Origin of the sequence: Streptomyces sp. NPDC002133 (assembly GCF_040296405.1) — a bacterium.
Classification (GTDB): Bacteria; Actinomycetota; Actinomycetes; order Streptomycetales; family Streptomycetaceae; genus Streptomyces.
On the sequence record NZ_JBEOXF010000017.1, the window covers coordinates 31,745 to 47,229 of the forward strand.

Genomic DNA, 15,485 nt, shown 5'->3' on the forward strand with positions numbered 1-15,485 from the left:
GCCCACCCCCGGCGGACAGTTCCCGACGGTGCAAGCGGCGAAAGAGGAGGTCGAACAGCTTGGTTTGACCAAACTGGATGTGCTGGGGGCGACACCCCCGGGATGAGCTTCACCGGCCGAGGCAACTCTTGGTCGTGGCGGGAACGGCTTCGGCGCTGTCCTCGGCGCTTTCAAAAGTGGGTCGGTTACATGAAGGAGCGACGCGCAGGATCATCATGGCGGTGTCGTCGACGGCGTGGCCGCCCGAGTGGGCGGACGCTTCCTGCCACAGCCGGTCAAGGGTGTCGGCGGCATCGGCGCCGTGGGTGGCGGCCAGAGCGCGGGCGAGGCGGTCCCCGCCGAACAGGGGGCCGCGATTCTTGTCGCGAGCGTCGGTAATGCCGTCGCTGTAGAGCAGTAGCGCGTCACCAGGGCGCAGGTGGAAGGCGGTTTCGTCGAAGTCGTCACGGTCGGCCGGGATCAGGGGGCTCAGCAGGATGCCGTCCGCGTTCAGTTCCTCGACGGTGCCGTCCACGCGGCGGACCAGGGCCGGGGGGTGGCCGGCGCTGGCATACAGGCCGGTGATCCCGTCGGCGTCGGGCTCGAAGACGGCTATGGCGGCGGTGAGGAAGCGCTCGCTGACATGCTGATCGACCAGCGCCTCGTGCAGCCGGTGCAGGACGGTGGCCGGGTTCTTGTGCTGGTTGGCCTCGGCACGAACGGTGTATCGGGCCAGAGATGTGACCTTCACCGCGTCGATGCCCTTGCCGCACACGTCGCCCATGACCGCGGACCACCTCTTGCCGCGGGTCTGGAACAGGTCGTAGAAGTCGCCGACCACCTCGGCCCCGATAGCGCCGGTGGCGTCGGCCGGCAAGTGCACCGCGGCCACGTCCAGTCCCGGTGCCTTCGGCAAGCGGGGCGGCAACAGGCTCTCCTGCAAGGTGCGGGCCAACGCCGCAGAAGCATCGCCCGCGGCTTGGGCCTCGCGCAGCGCTTGGCGTAGCGCGATCTCGGAGGACACCGACCGCGCGAGGATGCGAAGCGCCTCGGACTGCTGCGGGGTGAAGGGGCGGGCGTCCTTGTCGATCACGCACAACCCGCCGAGCACGTGCCCGTCCGGGGAGACCACCGGGTAGCCCGCCATCGCCCCGATACCCAGCGCGTCGACAGCCGCGAGGTCCTTGATGCGCAAGTCGGTAGTTGCGTCCGGCGCGATGAGCTCCTGGCCGGTGCCGATCAGAATGTGGCACGGACTGTCGCGGATATCGCTCTCGTGCCCGGCCGCAGGATCCACGCCGATCGCGCTCTTCCAGAACGACCGCCGCCCGTCGACGACAGTGAAATACGCCATCTGCGCGCCCGTGATCGCCAGGGCGAGCTGCGCGAGGTCGTCGAACGTACCCTCCGGCTCGGTGTCCAGCAGTCCGGAATCCGCCACCGCCGCCAACCGCGCCGGATCGAACACCGCTTCCGGCAGTTCTCCGGTCGGGGCCTCCTCCACTGTCACGTGCTGTTTCCTCTCTTGTTCGCGGGTCCGCAACCAACTACTGTCCCGGCACCAACCAGGAGCCCATATATCTGTGGACGACCTCGAGGGCCGCAGACTCCTGCGCACCCGAATCCTTGGCGGTGTCCCCATGAGCGAACCACGGCCGTGCGGGAGGACGACCAGCGGGCGCTTCGTATCGATCCGAGCCACCACGGCCGTGCTCCGAACCGAGCGTGGGATGGTGCTGACCCAATAGTCGTGATCGGCTCCTCAACCGGTCGGGCCGAGCAACGCCCACCCGGACTGCCACGGCCATCCCTGACCCGCGTTCAGCGAAATGTTGAGGAAGGCCATCTCCTCCAACGAGCGCGCCATCCGCAGCCCACCAGCGTCAATCGGCCGGAAGCCGAGCGAGGTGAGGAACTCGGAGACGGTCTTCTTCGCCTCGGCGTCGTCCCCGGCACAGAACGCATCGAGCCTTACGCCCCGCTCGGTGGGGCTGTTCAGACGCCCGGCCAAGATGGTGTTGAAGGCCTTCACCACAGGCACCTCGGGCAGGTGGCGCTGCACGGTCTGCGCCGCTGCGGTCTCCTCGATATCGAGGTCGGTGAGAGTGCCGTTCAGCGGGTTGGTGGCGTCGACGACGATCTTGCCCCGCACGGCCGACGCCAACTCGTCCGCTACGGCGGTCACCACGCTGCCGGGCACGGCCGGCACCACGATGTCCGCGTCGACCACCGCGTCCAGGTTGTACTCGGCCGCCCGCGCTCCGGTTTCAGCCGCAGACGCGACGGCCTTCCTGCGGTCGGTCGCCGACAGGCACACGGTGTGCCCGGCAGCCACAGCAGCCATGCTCAGAGCGGATCCCACGTTTCCTGCTCCGATGATCGCGATACGCACGACGATCTCCGCTCTTGAAAGTTCTGGCTTCAATGAAGACAGAACACCAGCCATGTCTGTGACACGTCGTGCCGTCGGCCCACCTTCCCCGTGGGCAGGCGGTGGGCGGCCCGGTCGTCGGGCTGTCCGTACAGCAGGACGGCGCGGAACGGGAAGGGCCGGGACCGCTGGAGCACGCACATGCCGGCCTGCGCCCGGTCCAGCCCGGCTTCGACATCCCCGATGAACTCCCGGCGACGTCGCTTTCTCCGTCGTCCTGGACGAGGCACGCCTCCTCGTAGGCGATCGCCGCGTAGGCGTCGAGGCAGCGCGGGTGCAGCATGCGGTCGCCGATCTCGACGCAGCCGGCCTCGAAACGGGCGTCTTCTCCGGGTGAGGACTCGGAGTCCGGCAGCCACACGCGTTCCATGCGCCACTCGGGGCACGGCGGCAGCTCGGCGATCCGGCGCTCCAGGCGGGACAGTCCGCCGGGTTCGTCCATGAAGTCGGCGTAGGCCCCTCCAGCGGCGTCGCGCCCTGTGCGAGCCGCCGTGCCCCGCCACGCTTGGCTACGCCCGGCCTACCGTGAACGACGGAAGGCAGCCTGTTCCGTACCCTGGCGGCATGCGCATGCGCCCCACTCTGAGCTGGACCCCTACCGAGGACCTGCCGCCCGGCACCACGGATCTGGAGCCGGTCGCCGACGCGCTGAGCACCGGCGGTGTGCTGGTGCTCAGCGGGGCGGGCATCTCCACGGAGTCGGGCATCCCCGACTACCGGGGCGAGGGCGGGAGCCTGAGTCGGCACACCCCGATGACCTACCAGGACTTCACCACCAGCGCCCAGGCCCGGCGCCGATACTGGGCGCGCAGCCACCTCGGCTGGCGCACCTTCGGCCGCGCCCGCCCCAACGCCGGGCACCGGGCCGTGGCCGCGTTCGCGCGGCACGGCCTGCTCTCGGGCGTGATCACCCAAAACGTCGACGGCCTGCACCAGGCCGCCGGCAGCGAGGGCGTCGTGGATCTCCACGGAAGCCTGGACCGGGTCATCTGCCTCTCCTGCGGCACCTTCAGCCCGCGCCGCGAACTCGCCCAGCGGCTGGAGGAAGCCAATGCGGGCTTCGAGCCGGTGGCCGCCGCGATCAACCCGGACGGTGACGCCGACCTCACCGACGAACAGATCGGCGACTTCCGCGTGATGCCCTGCACGGTCTGCGACGGCATCCTCAAACCGGACGTGGTGTTCTTCGGCGAAACCGTTCCGCCGCCGCGCGTCGAGCACTGCCGCACGCTGGTCCACGAGGCGGCCTCGCTACTGGTCCTGGGATCCTCACTGACGGTGATGTCAGGGCTCCGGTTCGTCCGCCAGGCGGGCCAGGCCGGGAAACCTGTGCTGATCGTCAACCGCGATCCGACCCGGGGCGACCGGCACGCCCTCACCCGGGTCGCGCTCCCGCTGGGAACCGCCCTCACCACCGTGGCCGATCGGCTGGGCATCCCCATCGACGGCCCGGCGGCGCCCAGGGTGAGATCGTGACGGTGGTGGGGCGTCATCGGCGTTCACCGCACCAGCCCATTGGAGCGATGTAGAGCCGCAAGGCCAAGCCGGCCTCCACCCGCGACACAGAGCCCGATCCGTCCGCACCGGTGTGCCCTGGTGACAAGATCGACCCATGTTCCCGTTGCCGGCGCAAGACCCAAGTACGGCAGCGGGGCCGCCCGCTGTGCCAGCCGCCCGGCCCGGGCGCGGGAGCGGCGGGGCCGACCGTACACGTCGTCACACGCGCGACTGAGCAGCATGTGCCCCGGCACCCCGATCGGGTGACAGTGCCCGGACCGGAGAACTCCTGCCGTGCTCCGACGGGTGGTGCCGGGCATGAGGCAGATCAGCAGGGCGCACGTGCCGCGGGCGGGCCGGGCGGTGGTGGAGGTCGCGGCCGCCGATGACGCGACCGCCTTCACGGTCCAGCAGCTGCTCGCCGCGCGGTGCGCGATCGCTCCGACGGACCGGACGACCCGGGAGCCGCTGCGCTTCTTCCTGGACCTGCACAAGGACGCCGACGCGTAGGGCCGGCCCGCCGGCCGCGTCGGACATCAGGCCTGCGAGCCGCCGGCCGAGCTGTCATCCCCAGCCCGGTGCGTGCCGGGCTGGGGATGCACGTGAGTGTGATCGTGAAGGGCGGTCGCCTACGCGGCGAAAGGCACTGCAGGGCTTCAGCCGAACGATCGTCCCTGCAGGCAATAGGTGAGGCCCGGGGACACATTCCCCTTCACAACCACGCCCAGCACAACGCAGGCGACCACGTCGGCATTCCCCGCTCTGAGGACCGTCAGCGTGCCCACGACCGCTCGGGTGCGCAGTGGTTACGGGCGAAGGTGACCTGCACCGGGGTGTTCGGACAACCCGCGGTGCCCTGCGTCAGGAATTCGCGTTCGCGGTCGTCGACGGCGAGCTGCCGGCGCACTTTGGTGGCGACCCAGTCGGTCAGGTACTGGCAGCGGTACGCCTCATACGGCGGCAGCCACTCGGCCGGGTCCTGATCGGCCACCGCTCGTCGACAGTTGCGAGCTTGAGCGAGCAACCACACCAGGGCGTACGGGCGGTGAGTGCTGTGCGTTGATCGGGATGGCCCGGAATGCCGGGCCATCCCCGGCAGGTCAGGCCCCGTCCGCCGCCGGCGCCTCCGAGTCCCGCAGTGCCGGAACGGGGCGCGGTCGGCCGTCGGCGTCGATCGCGACAAACGTCAGCTGCCCGGTGGCCACGTCGGCGACCGGCCCGGAAGCATTCCACCGCTCGGCAGTCACCCGGACGATCACTGTCATCGAGGTCCGGCCCGCACGCTCCAGTTCGGCGTGCACGCTCAGAAGGTCACCGGCACGGACCGGGGCGAGGAAGGACATCCGGTCCACCGAGACGGTCACTGCGGGCCCGTCGGCGTGACGCCCAGCGGCGGCCGCGGCCGCGTCATCGATGAGCTTCATCACCACGCCACCGTGGATGGTGCCGTACAGGTTGGTGTCGTGCTCACTCATGATGTGGGCGAGCGTCACCCGGGAATCGGCAGGGACCTTGGTGACAACGTGCAGGGTGGCAGTGGTATCGGCCACGTCAACTCTCCTTCGCGAGTCACGGGAAGCGGCCCGGCGGCACAGCCAACGAAGGCCGCCCGGCTCACCGCACGCACCAGCTGCGTACGGGCAGTGGCAGGTCTTCGGACTCACGGGCACGTTCTGCCGGGGGCAGACTCCTACTGGCCGTCGCTTCCCAGACCCGGTCAGGTCCAGTGCTGATGACGGCGGTCGTTCCCGCTCACCGCTGCGGGGCAGTCCCGGATTCCCACCGGGTTCCCTCTTACGACGCACCCGCCTGGCTGACGGGGCGAACCAGCTGCACGGCCAGCGTAGCCGCAACCAGGCGGCACATCGTCCCCGGCCGGACGACCGGCATCCCCGGACGGCACCCCCAGCAGCGACTCCCGAATGCGGTTGAGCAGCATTCGCCCAACCGGATCGAGGGAGAGCCGTTCCTGACAGATACGCAGAAGACCGCACTCATACGCCCATTTTGGGTGGTTCACTCCCCCTCTTCCCCAAGAGGGCTCCTGTACAACCCTGCTCACGTTCTGGGTTGTGCTGGAACCACGCCTGCCGAAGAACATTGGCCGAGGCGGGCATTGGCACTGTCACCGGCACGTGATCAACGGGATTCTCTTCCGGCTGCGAACCGGGCTGCCGTGACGAGACCTGTCAACTCACTTCGGGAATGGCAAACGGTCCATGACCGGCATCCCAAGTGGTCCGCAGATGGCACGTGGGAGAGGATCTTGCGTGCCGTCCAAGCCGCCGCCGGCGCCGTGGGCCGAATCGGCCGGCGGCAGGGTCCGCCGGTACGGTGACATCGGGTCGCACGATAACGACGGGACAGCTTGCCCGGAGCGCGCAGTACTGGCCACCGACCCGAACACCAGCCGGGCGAGGTTGCGACGGCCCCGGCTGCCACGACCAGCGCCTCCGCGCCGTGCGACTCTTCCACCAGCACCCCGGCCGGATCGTCGCGCAACACCTGCTCTCTCACCTGGGTAGCTGCCTCCAAGCCGAGCACTTGACCGATCTCGGAGACAAGACCGCTCAAGGCAGCTTCCGTATCGACGTGGTCCAGCTCGGGAGCCGGCGAGCCGCTCTCCCCGGCAGCTCGTAGACCGCCGTCTCCACCGTCGCCCCGATCAGACCGGCATAGGGAACCGCCCAACGAAGCGCCGACCGCGACGAGGGCGACCAGTCGATACCCACGACGACTCGCGAAGCCGAATCGTGACAGTCCACGCCGTCCACCTCCCGCGGGCCCCGCTCACCACGCTGCACAATCGCCGGCCTGTCCGCCACACAAAGACCGCGGGAGGCGAAGCGCGGACCCTCAGCACGAACCGTTCCGGCAACGGCACCAGGTGCCACGCTGTGCAGGTGAGGCCAGGTCCGGGGCGGCGTATGCTCGAGGAAACCCGTGAGGCTGGTCGGCGCTCATCACGGTGGTGCGTGCCTTCGCCGGACGCAGTCCGGTCAGCCCTCAGCGATGTCGCGCGACCCGCTACCCTGGTGTCTACGGCAGCCGATGCGGCTGCCGCACGGCAGTGGGGCTTGCCGTACCCAAACCGCGGCCAGGGCGCCGCCAACAGTCCCTACTTGCGATCGGCAGGGCCCGTATGCCCGGGCGCCGCGGCGAGTAGGAGACGTACGTTCATGAAGCCCCCGCGCTCCTCCCCGGCCACGGCTGAGGCAACCCATAGCCGCCTGTCCAGGGCCGCGCGGCGGCGCGATCTGCTGCGGACCCAAGGGCCGATCGTCGCCGTCGTGGCGCTCGGCGGGGCGATAGGCACCTCGGCCCGCTACGCAGCCTCGCTGATCTGGCCGGTCGCGGCCCACGATTTCCCCTGGACCACACTCGGGGTCAACGCCCTGGGCTGCGCGCTGATCGGCGTATTCATGGTGGTGATCAGCGAGGTGTGGGCGGCGCACCGGCTGGTGCGCCCGTTCTTCGGCACCGGCGTCCTGGGCGGGTTCACCACCTTCTCGACGTACGCGGCCGAGGTCGAGCGACTGGTTGACGGCGACCAGGCAAACGCGGGGCTCGTCTATCTGGGGCTGACGCCGCTGGTGGCACTGGCGGCGGTATGGATCGCGGTGTGGCTGACGCGCCGCACACTGGCATGGAGGCACGCATGACCGCACTGACAGGCCGCGCACTGCGCATGACGATCTTTGTCGAGGAGTGCGACACGTGGCACCACAAGCCGCTCTACACCGAGATCGTCCACCGGGCTCACAAGGCCGGACTGGCCGGAGCCTCCGTGTTCCGCGGGGTAGAGGGGTTCGGCGCCTCGTCGCTGATCCACACCAGCCGGTTGCTGTCCCTCAGCCAGGACCTGTCGGTCGCGATCCTGATCGTCGACAGCGACGAACGGAGCCGCGCGTTTCTGCCCCAGCTGGACGAACTGGTCACAGAGGGGCTGGTCACCCTCGAAGACTGCGAGGTCGTGCGCTACGTCGGCAGGGACAAGAAGAAATGAACTGGCTTCTGGTCATCATCGGCGGGGCGGTCGGTGCCTCGCTGCGCTATCTGACCGACTTGGCGGTCCAGAAGCGACATGACACGGTCTTTCCCTGGGGCACGTTCACCGTGAACGTGGCGGGTTGCCTGGTGCTGGGCGCACTGACAGGCGCCGTCACCTACGGGGCAGCCTCGCAATCGATGCAACTGCTGATCGGCACCGGGCTCTGCGGCGCGCTGACCACCTACTCCACCTTCTCCTACGAGACACTGCGGCTGGCACAGACCGGAGCGAAGTTCTATGCCGCGGCCAACGTGATCGCCAGCGTCATCGCCGGCATGGGCGCGATCTTCATCGGCCTCTCACTCGCCCAGTCGATGTGGGGCTGAGCGCCTCGGCAACTTTGCCGGCCAGCGGCCGGGAAGGACGACAACTGGCCCCACCTCACGCCCGTGCTGTCCATCAAGACGATCAACTGGCCCTGATCCGCCAGCAGTACCACCAGATCGAGAGTATGCCACCGCCCTGCGCCTGGGCACCGCCGAGGCCGAGCAGGTCCTGCGCCGCTGCACCGCGGCGGCCCCAAGAAAGCGTTCGATGGGGGAATCCCCCAACTGTCCGGCTTTCTACGTCGCGGCGTGGACCAGGTTCGATGATCTCGTGGCGGTCGGGTCCATGCCAGGGGTATTGATCAGCTGTGACAGAACGACGGCGGTACCCCGATGAGGAGGACCAGGTCGGACTCGAGCTCCCTACCCGGCCTCGTCCACGCGGAAGGCGCGCCGGTAGGCGGCGGGCGTGGTGCGCAGGGCCTCGTGGAAGCGCCGTCGCAGGTTGACGGCCGAGGAAAGGCCGCCCCGACGCGCGATGGTCTCCACCGGCAGGTCGGTCTCCTCCAGCAGCGCCCGGGTGGCGGCGATCCGCCGGTCCAGCAGCCAGCGTCCGGGACTGATGCCCAGTTGTTCGGTGAAACGCCTGGTCAGCGTGCGGGCCGACACCTGGGAGCGGACCGCCATCTCGGCGACGCTGACCGACTGGTCCAGCCGCCCGGCAAGCCACTCCAGCAGCGGGGCCAGTGAGTCGTACGCGTAGCGGGCGGGGATCGCCGGGCCGTGGTCGCCGAACACCTCGGTCGCGCAGGCCAGCGGGAAGGTCGACTGCGGGGGTTGCAGCAGTGCCACGACCCGAGTGCCGGGGACTTCGGCAGCGAACAAGGCGTCATGTCGGGAAAGTACCCCATCATGTCGTTCAGGACACTGGGGTGACTGATTGGTCCAGTCCAGCATCTGGCCTGTCGAACGCTTCACGTCCGCCCTCCCGAGGCCCGTCGGCACCATCCGTCACCTCCGCGCGCACGTTGTCACCCGGTACGGCCAAGGCCCCAACCGACCACATTCACAAGTGAAAACGTCCCACGCCGGCGGACCGCGGGCGCTCCAGCTCCCAGCGGGCCGGACGAAGCGATGTGCAATCCGCCCTGCAACAGCCGTACTCTGCAATCACAACAGCGAGCATGTCCCAAATGCCCGCCCCCCACTTCCCAGGAGCACATCATGACAACGGCAGCCTCCGCAGCGAACAGTATGGAAGCAACAACTGCCCTGCTCCAGGAGGAGCTTCCAGAGCTCGAGAAGCACCAGCAGGCACTCCAGGAGGAGCTTGCTGCCGTTTCGGAGCGTCTGGAATCGGTCCGCGGCGCCTTGACGGCGTTGAGCGCCCTGTCAGCCACTACGATCCCGCAGCCCCGCGCCGCCGAGACTCCTGCACCTGCTAGCGCCGAAGCAGCCTCAGCCTCGAACGAACCTGCCGCTGCCACCGAGACGAACCCGGAACCCGAACCGGCCACCGTCGAAACTGCTGCGACCGACGAGCCCGCGGTGGCACCGCAGAAGACAACAACCCAGCGCAAGGCCCGCAAGACCAACGCCGGCACCACGAAGAGGGCCGCACCCAAGCCTGCCGACAAGCCGGCCAAGCGCCGCCCGGCGACAAAGCCCGCCCCTGCCAAGACAGCGAAGAAGACCAAGCAGTCGCCAGGCACCACGCCCTCGGACACCGTTCAGGACACCGGCAGTCTCACCGAGCAGGTGATGGCCGTCCTGGCCCGCAATGCCGACGCCCCGCTGCGCGCCAGGGACGTGGCCGAGGCCCTCGGCCGCAGCGACACCACTGGCGGCATCAACACCGTCCGCAGCACCCTCGACCGCCTCATCGCCACCTCCCGCGCGCACCGCGCCGGGCGCGGCCTCTACCAGGCACCCACCGTCTGAACCTGCAGCCGACGGACCCGTACGCTGCGGCCCGGCCTGGTGAGCACATGGTCGACCGAGCAGGCCCTAACCGGCGGCCAGGGCTTCTCCGGGAGGTCCGTCGTCGTGCCCGGCACCTTGCTCGGGCTGATGGTCAGCCGGTAGCGGACGTACCTTGCGCAGGCGGGTCGTTCGCCCGGCCGGCCGGTCGGGCAGGCGCAGCAGGTCATGGAGCGGGGTTCCATTCCTGGCCCAGGTACGCAGCCAGTCGCGGTCGACCCAGTGGACCTGGTGGCGGTCTCCCCAAATTTTGGCGTCGCGGGTGAAGGAGCCGTTGGTGACGACGACCGCGACGTCGACTCGGTGGACGGGGCCGGCGGCGCCCTTCACCTGGTGCATCACGTGCGAGCCGACCTTGCCGCCGACTTTGGTGTGCTTGGCCTGCAGGACGATCAGGCCGCCTCGGTGGTGCTCGCCGATGACGTCGGCGGCCTGGTCTCCCTGCTGCCCCACGCGCCGTGCGGTCCAGCCGTCCCGGACGAGGAGGTCGCTGAGTGCGTACTCGAAGTCCTGGTCGTTCATGGCATCGATCCGGGCCAGGGTGATCCGCAGGCGGACCAGAGTCTCGGCCTGCACACGCCCGGCCCTGGCCGATCGCCATGCGCGCCACAGGACGTACAGCAGGCTGGCGGCTGCAAGCACGACGAGGACAGGCGAGGCGCGTACCGCCACCTCGGAGCAGGAACGCCGATTCCACGGGCCTGAACCCTTTGACCGGCGATCCTGGCCCCTACCCAAACATGTTCGCCTGAACAGGCAGGGGACCTGAGTTCTGCCCTATCCTTGAGATCGAGCCGTGAGCAGGGTTGCGCCTGAGCGGGGTGTACGCGCCCGAGGGCTGTGGGTCACGGCACCCTCCGTGAAGGGGCGTGGCTGCTTCCCCTGGTCCCGGGCAGAGGCGAAGATTGCACGGCAACCGCCGCACCCGGAAGTTGCTTCGCCCCCATGAAGGAGATGGAAAAATGGCTACCGGCACTGTGAAGTGGTTCAACACGGAGAAGGGCTTCGGCTTCATCGAACAGGATGGCGGTGGCCCGGACGTGTTCGTCCACTACTCGGCCATCGCCAGCACCGGATACCGCGAACTCGCCGAAGGTCAGAAAGTCCAGTTCGATGTTGTTCAGGGCCCCAAGGGTCCGCAAGCGGAAAACGTCACACCCGCCTGACGTTCCGCCGTCCGTTATGCCGTTGGGCCTTCCGCTGTCGTGCATTCACGGCTGCGCCGGGCCTGGAGGCGCCGCATGACATGGCCCAGGCCCCGCCCCCCTCATCGTCCTCGCTTGCCTGCGGCTTGGTGGCGTGCGATGGCAGGCGCCACGCCACCGCGCTCGCCTCTCCCGGCCCCTGTCCCGAGTCTGGGCGAGGCACCCGTGGTCACGCAGGTGATCGGAGAGCAGGTTGTGCGATGTGCTGTGCTTTCGCAGGCACCGGACCACTATCGCGGACCCGGCCGCGGCGAAGGCACCGGACCTGATCGGCCGCAACGTCACCGCCGAGACCGTGAACACGAAGATCTCCCGCTCGACGGCGGGAAGCTCCCCTGCTTGGCCACGGTCATCGACCTCGCCTCTCGCCGCCTGGGCGCTCGCCGAGCACATGCGGCCGGACTCGTCACCGACGCCCTGGCCGCGGCAGTACGGACCCGCGGCAGCCTCGCTGGGGCCGTCATGTTGCGCAGTGGCAGCAGTGCGGACAACGCGCTTGCGGAATCGTTCAACGCGACCTTCGAACGGGAGGCGCTCCGGGGCCGTATGAGCTGGTCCAGCGCGCGTGAGGCCCGTCTCGATGCGTTCCGCCGGCTCCAGCGCCACAACAACAGACGCCGTCACTCCCACCTCGGGCAACGCAGCCCCATCACCTACGAAACGGCACTCAAGGCAGAACCGACCACTCTGACCCAGGCCGCATGAGCCGTGTCCAGGATTCGGGGTCAAGGCCCGTGACAGGTTGAGTGGCGACCCACGGAGGACGAGACAAGCCGTCCCGGAAGGGCAGTGGCCAGCGTCGAATGTGTATCTCATCGATCGTGGCGGGGGCGACACCCCTGAGCTGAGCCTCGTCAGAATGGTGAGACGCATGGTTCCATAATTCGCACCGAAGGTGGCAGCTTCCGGGCTGGAAGGTTCATGCAGATCTTGTTGTGGGGCTGTCCGGCTGTCAGGACCTTGCCGGCAACGTCTTCGGCAGCACGGACAGCGGCACTCCGCTCGACTTGGCCACCCACGTCGCGCTGTAGGTGAAATGTGGACCGGCAGCGACGCGGTGGCGGGCCTGCTCTGTTGTCTGTGGTGCGAACCCCTGCCGGCTCAGTACGCGACCGAGATCCGGGTGCGTGGATGTGCGTTGCTCTCGAGTTCGTCTACGAAAGCGGCCGCGTAATCCTCGGCGCTGATGCGGCTGTGGCCTTCGGCGTCACTCAGCAGCTGGTCGCCGCCGATGCGGAAGTTGCCGGTCCGTTCGCCCGGGCTGATCTCCGCCGGCGGGGAAACGTAGGTCCAGTCGAGATCGCCGACCGTGCGGTAGAAGGCGAGGACGTCGCTGTGCGCGAGCGCTTCGCCGAGGGTGCCGGCGGGGAAGCCGGGCTGGTCCACCAGCGCCTCGCCAGGCGCCACCTCCAGACTGCCCGCACCGCCGACCACGACGAGCCGGGAGATGTCGGCGGCCCGTGCGGCGTCGACCACGGCGCGGTTCAGGGCGAGGAAGGGCTCCCTCGGGTCGCTGCTGTCGCGCGGCGGTACCAGGGCGGAGGCTACCGCGTCGTGCCCGGCGGCGAGGGCGGCGACCCGGTGGGTGTCCGCCGCGTCTGCGGCGGTCGAGGTCACGCCCGGGACGGGAGCCTTTCCGGTGCGGCTGACGCAGGTCAGCTGGTGGCCTCGGGCGGCGGCCTCGGCGGCGATACGGCTGCCGACCATGCCGGTGGCTCCGAGCAACACGATCTTCATGTAAGGCTCCTGTTGTGCGCGCCGGAGACTGCGTCCAGTCACACGGCTGTTCGGTGACGTGCTCTCAGCGACCGGGGAACCGCTCCGTGATCTCCTGCAGGACCCAGCCGTTGCCGTCCGGGTCGCTGAAGGCGGCGTAGGAGGAGTAGGTGTTGCCCTCGGGGTGCCGGCCCGCCTTGCGCTCCTGGCCCGGCAGGCGGTGGGTGACGTCTCCGTTCTCGTGACCGTGGAACAGCACGCCGCCTTCGTCGTGGAACACGTCGCTCACGTCGATGCCCCGGTCGGCGAGCTCCGCTCGGGCCGCCTGGATGTCGGGGACGATGAGGTACAGGCCCTGCGTGGAGCCGGGGGCGGCAGCGGTCATCCCCTCGCCGAACATGATCGAGCATCCGGAGCCGGGCGGGGTGAAGTGCACACACCGGAACTCACCGCTGGGCCCCGTGTCGAGGTCCAGGCGGAAGCCCAGCTTGTCGTAGAAGGCCTTGGCCCGGTCCGTATCAGAGACGGGCAGCACGATGACTTCAAGCCTCAGGTCCATGCGGTTGTCCTTGCGTGTGAGCGGTGGAGCTTTCCGTACCATGTCCGTCCGCCGCTCAAACTGAAGCGAGACATCCGGCGGAAGGTGACGGCCCGGGACCCTGCTCCGTTCGGGGACCCTTCGCCACGACGGCGGCACTGACACGGGCACACTGCATGACGGCCTGCCCAATCGCGGGCTCCAGCCGCGACTGCGCCACGGACTTGTTACTGACAGCACTGACAGCACTGACAGCACTGACAGCTTGGTGGCTCGACGCGCATACGGTGGGGGCCGAGGAGTGAACCTCGGCCCCCACCGTAGGCATGCCTTGTAACCGGCGGGGCACAAGATCTCCCAGGCGTGGACTCGGTCGAGTACGGACTGAAGAGCTCGATGGTGCAGCAGATGATCTTGGCGGAAAGCCCGTCTGCCAGCAGCTTCGTCGCGCGTACAGACCTTGACCCCCAGCAGCTCAGTATCGCCCCCGGGTTGGCATTGGGGCAGTGAACTCGCTTGCCGTGCGGCCTTGTTGGTGATCCGTTCCGATCAATACTCTGCTCTCGTTGAGGACTTACTTTTCTGTTGAAGGAGTACCGTGGCCACGGCACCGTCGATACCCGATCTGCTGTCCGCCGAGTTCGCCCAGAACCCCTACCCCGTCTACGCGGCCATGCGCGAGCACGTTCCGCTGCTGTGGCACGAGGCGATGCAGAGCTACGTCGTCTCCCGCTACGAGGATGTGGAGCGGGTCTTCAAGGACAAGGAGTCGGTGTTCACCACTGACAACTACAGCTGGCAGCTGGAGCCGGTACACGGCAAGACGATCCTCCAGCTCAGCGGCCGCGAGCACGCGGTGCGTCGGGCACTTGTCGCCCCGGCCTTCCGGGGGAGCGACCTGCAGCAGAAGTTCCTCCCGGTCATCGAGCGCAACTCCCGCGAGCTGATCGACGCCTTCCGCGGCCGGGGCTCCGCGGACCTGGTGGCCGACTACGCCACCCGGTTTCCGGTCAACGTCATCGCCGACATGCTCGGTCTCGACAAGGCCGACCACGCTCGCTTCCACGGGTGGTACACCACCGTCATCGCCTTCCTCGGCAACCTCGCCGGCGACCCCGACGTCGCGGCGGCGGGCGAGCGGACCAGGGTCGAGTTCGCCGAGTACATGATCCCGATCATCCAGGGGCGGCGCGAAGCCCTGGGCGACGACCTGCTCTCCAGTCTCTGCGCGGCGGAGGTCGACGGTGTCCGCATGAGCGACGAGGACATCAAGGCCTTCTGCAGCCTGCTCCTCGCGGCCGGCGGCGAGACCACGGACAAGGCCATCGCAAGCATCTTCGCCAACCTCCTGCGCCACCCCGACCAGCTGGCCGCCGTGCGCAAGGACCGCTCCCTCGTCGAGCGGGCCTTCGCCGAGACACTGCGCTACACCCCGCCCGTCCACATGATCATGCGTCAGACGGCCGCCGAGGTGGAACTCGGCGGGGGCACCGTCCCGGCCGGGGCAACGGTCACCTGCCTGATCGGTGCCGCGAACCGGGACGGCGACCGCTACGCGGATCCGGACCGCTTCGACATCTTCCGCGAGGACCTCGCGACGACCAGGGCGTTCTCGGCCGCCGCGGACCACCTCGCCTTCGCGCTCGGCCGGCACTTCTGCGTCGGTGCCCTGCTCGCCAAGGCCGAGGTGGAGACGGGCGTCAACCAGCTCCTGGACGCCATGCCCGACATGCGTCTCGCGGACGGCTTCCACCCGGACGAACAAGGGGTGTTCACCCGCGGACCGCAGGCACTGCCGGTCGTCTTCACGCCCATCGGCTGA

The 15,485-nt window shown here is 68.8% G+C and carries 17 protein-coding genes, 1 pseudogene and 1 riboswitch; of the genes and pseudogenes, 10 read left to right on the plus strand and 8 right to left on the minus strand.

All coding sequences use genetic code 11. The features are described 5' to 3' along the window. Window positions 1–109 precede the first annotated feature (109 nt). Both ABT078_RS18740 and ABT078_RS18745 read right to left on the minus strand, forming a co-directional pair. Window positions 110–1,489 (minus strand): PP2C family protein-serine/threonine phosphatase, encoded by a 1,380-nt coding sequence (locus ABT078_RS18740; protein ID WP_351229002.1) that lies wholly within the window; start codon window positions 1,487–1,489, stop codon window positions 110–112. Window positions 1,490–1,741: 252 nt separating this feature from the next. Then, a complete protein-coding gene (locus ABT078_RS18745) occupies window positions 1,742–2,425 on the minus strand; it encodes an NADPH-dependent F420 reductase (RefSeq protein WP_351229004.1) in 684 nt (227 codons plus the stop codon). A 549-nt stretch (window positions 2,426–2,974) separates the two neighbouring features. Here ABT078_RS18745 and ABT078_RS18750 point away from each other — a divergent pair. Further along, window positions 2,975–3,886 (plus strand): NAD-dependent protein deacetylase, encoded by a 912-nt coding sequence (locus tag ABT078_RS18750; protein ID WP_351229007.1) that lies wholly within the window; start codon window positions 2,975–2,977, stop codon window positions 3,884–3,886. Between the two features lie 339 nt (window positions 3,887–4,225). Beyond that, on the plus strand, window positions 4,226–4,417 hold the full coding sequence (locus ABT078_RS18755) for a DUF6207 family protein (protein ID WP_351229009.1): 192 nt from the start codon (window positions 4,226–4,228) through the stop codon (window positions 4,415–4,417). A 262-nt stretch (window positions 4,418–4,679) separates the two neighbouring features. Here ABT078_RS18755 and ABT078_RS18760 read toward each other — a convergent pair whose 3' ends face one another. Both ABT078_RS18760 and ABT078_RS18765 read right to left on the minus strand, forming a co-directional pair. Continuing rightward, window positions 4,680–4,898: a hypothetical protein gene (locus ABT078_RS18760; RefSeq protein WP_351229011.1), complete on the minus strand. Its 219-nt coding sequence runs from the start codon at window positions 4,896–4,898 to the stop codon at window positions 4,680–4,682. A gap of 109 nt (window positions 4,899–5,007) precedes the next feature. After that, window positions 5,008–5,382 (minus strand): acyl-CoA thioesterase, encoded by a 375-nt coding sequence (locus ABT078_RS18765; protein ID WP_351229133.1) that lies wholly within the window; start codon window positions 5,380–5,382, stop codon window positions 5,008–5,010. Window positions 5,383–5,535: 153 nt separating this feature from the next. After that, window positions 5,536–5,754: riboswitch (cobalamin riboswitch) on the minus strand. Window positions 5,755–5,961: 207 nt separating this feature from the next. Here ABT078_RS18765 and ABT078_RS18770 point away from each other — a divergent pair. The 4 genes and pseudogenes from ABT078_RS18770 to crcB (ABT078_RS18785) form a co-directional block, all read left to right on the plus strand. After that, window positions 5,962–6,215, plus strand: a pseudogene (locus ABT078_RS18770) (transposase); the annotation flags it as partial. A gap of 871 nt (window positions 6,216–7,086) precedes the next feature. Beyond that, entirely contained in the window at window positions 7,087–7,569 is a 483-nt protein-coding gene (gene crcB, locus ABT078_RS18775) for a fluoride efflux transporter CrcB (RefSeq protein WP_351229014.1), read from the plus strand. Then, the gene (locus tag ABT078_RS18780; protein ID WP_351229016.1) at window positions 7,566–7,913 is read left to right on the plus strand and encodes a DUF190 domain-containing protein; all 348 of its coding nucleotides are present in this window, start codon (window positions 7,566–7,568) and stop codon (window positions 7,911–7,913) included. The genes crcB (ABT078_RS18775) and ABT078_RS18780 overlap by 4 nt, the downstream gene beginning before the upstream one ends. After that, window positions 7,910–8,284, plus strand: coding sequence for a fluoride efflux transporter CrcB (gene crcB, locus ABT078_RS18785; protein ID WP_351229018.1), 375 nt, complete (start codon window positions 7,910–7,912; stop codon window positions 8,282–8,284). The genes ABT078_RS18780 and crcB (ABT078_RS18785) overlap by 4 nt, the downstream gene beginning before the upstream one ends. Window positions 8,285–8,647: 363 nt before the next feature. On the opposite strand, the gene ABT078_RS18790 is transcribed toward crcB (ABT078_RS18785), so the two are convergent. Further along, window positions 8,648–9,076 carry a helix-turn-helix domain-containing protein gene (locus ABT078_RS18790; RefSeq protein ID WP_351229020.1) on the minus strand — a complete coding sequence of 143 codons (429 nt, stop codon included), beginning with the start codon at window positions 9,074–9,076 and terminating at the stop codon, window positions 8,648–8,650. A 372-nt stretch (window positions 9,077–9,448) separates the two neighbouring features. Here ABT078_RS18790 and ABT078_RS18795 point away from each other — a divergent pair, with 372 nt between their 5' ends. Beyond that, window positions 9,449–10,165 carry a hypothetical protein gene (locus tag ABT078_RS18795; RefSeq protein WP_351229022.1) on the plus strand — a complete coding sequence of 239 codons (717 nt, stop codon included), beginning with the start codon at window positions 9,449–9,451 and terminating at the stop codon, window positions 10,163–10,165. A gap of 66 nt (window positions 10,166–10,231) precedes the next feature. On the opposite strand, the gene ABT078_RS18800 is transcribed toward ABT078_RS18795, so the two are convergent. Next, window positions 10,232–10,876, minus strand: coding sequence for a restriction endonuclease (locus tag ABT078_RS18800; protein ID WP_502981249.1), 645 nt, complete (start codon window positions 10,874–10,876; stop codon window positions 10,232–10,234). Window positions 10,877–11,166: 290 nt separating this feature from the next. Between ABT078_RS18800 and ABT078_RS18805 the strand changes: the two genes are divergently transcribed. Both ABT078_RS18805 and ABT078_RS18810 read left to right on the plus strand, forming a co-directional pair. Then, on the plus strand, window positions 11,167–11,370 hold the full coding sequence (locus tag ABT078_RS18805) for a cold-shock protein (protein ID WP_351229027.1): 204 nt from the start codon (window positions 11,167–11,169) through the stop codon (window positions 11,368–11,370). A 378-nt stretch (window positions 11,371–11,748) separates the two neighbouring features. Next, window positions 11,749–12,114, plus strand: coding sequence for an integrase core domain-containing protein (locus ABT078_RS18810; RefSeq protein WP_502981250.1), 366 nt, complete (start codon window positions 11,749–11,751; stop codon window positions 12,112–12,114). A gap of 396 nt (window positions 12,115–12,510) precedes the next feature. Here ABT078_RS18810 and ABT078_RS18815 read toward each other — a convergent pair whose 3' ends face one another. After that, a complete protein-coding gene (locus ABT078_RS18815; RefSeq protein ID WP_351229029.1) occupies window positions 12,511–13,146 on the minus strand; it encodes an NAD(P)-dependent oxidoreductase in 636 nt (211 codons plus the stop codon). A gap of 64 nt (window positions 13,147–13,210) precedes the next feature. Continuing rightward, window positions 13,211–13,684: a VOC family protein gene (locus ABT078_RS18820; protein WP_351229031.1), complete on the minus strand. Its 474-nt coding sequence runs from the start codon at window positions 13,682–13,684 to the stop codon at window positions 13,211–13,213. Between the two features lie 577 nt (window positions 13,685–14,261). On the opposite strand from ABT078_RS18820, the gene ABT078_RS18825 reads away from it, so the two are divergent. Then, on the plus strand, window positions 14,262–15,485 hold the full coding sequence (locus tag ABT078_RS18825; protein WP_351229033.1) for a cytochrome P450: 1,224 nt from the start codon (window positions 14,262–14,264) through the stop codon (window positions 15,483–15,485).

Coding starts and splice junctions, on each gene's coding strand:
- ABT078_RS18745 (WP_351229004.1), bottom strand. CDS start 2,425: ATGGCTGGTGTTCTGTCTTCATTGAAGCCAGAACTTTCAAGAGCGGAG.
- ABT078_RS18750 (WP_351229007.1), top strand. CDS start 2,975: ATGCGCATGCGCCCCACTCTGAGCTGGACCCCTACCGAGGACCTGCCG.
- ABT078_RS18755 (WP_351229009.1), top strand. CDS start 4,226: ATGAGGCAGATCAGCAGGGCGCACGTGCCGCGGGCGGGCCGGGCGGTG.
- ABT078_RS18765 (WP_351229133.1), bottom strand. CDS start 5,382: ATGAGTGAGCACGACACCAACCTGTACGGCACCATCCACGGTGGCGTG.
- crcB (WP_351229014.1), top strand. CDS start 7,087: ATGAAGCCCCCGCGCTCCTCCCCGGCCACGGCTGAGGCAACCCATAGC.
- ABT078_RS18780 (WP_351229016.1), top strand. CDS start 7,566: ATGACCGCACTGACAGGCCGCGCACTGCGCATGACGATCTTTGTCGAG.
- crcB (WP_351229018.1), top strand. CDS start 7,910: ATGAACTGGCTTCTGGTCATCATCGGCGGGGCGGTCGGTGCCTCGCTG.
- ABT078_RS18795 (WP_351229022.1), top strand. CDS start 9,449: ATGACAACGGCAGCCTCCGCAGCGAACAGTATGGAAGCAACAACTGCC.
- ABT078_RS18805 (WP_351229027.1), top strand. CDS start 11,167: ATGGCTACCGGCACTGTGAAGTGGTTCAACACGGAGAAGGGCTTCGGC.
- ABT078_RS18815 (WP_351229029.1), bottom strand. CDS start 13,146: ATGAAGATCGTGTTGCTCGGAGCCACCGGCATGGTCGGCAGCCGTATC.
- ABT078_RS18820 (WP_351229031.1), bottom strand. CDS start 13,684: ATGGACCTGAGGCTTGAAGTCATCGTGCTGCCCGTCTCTGATACGGAC.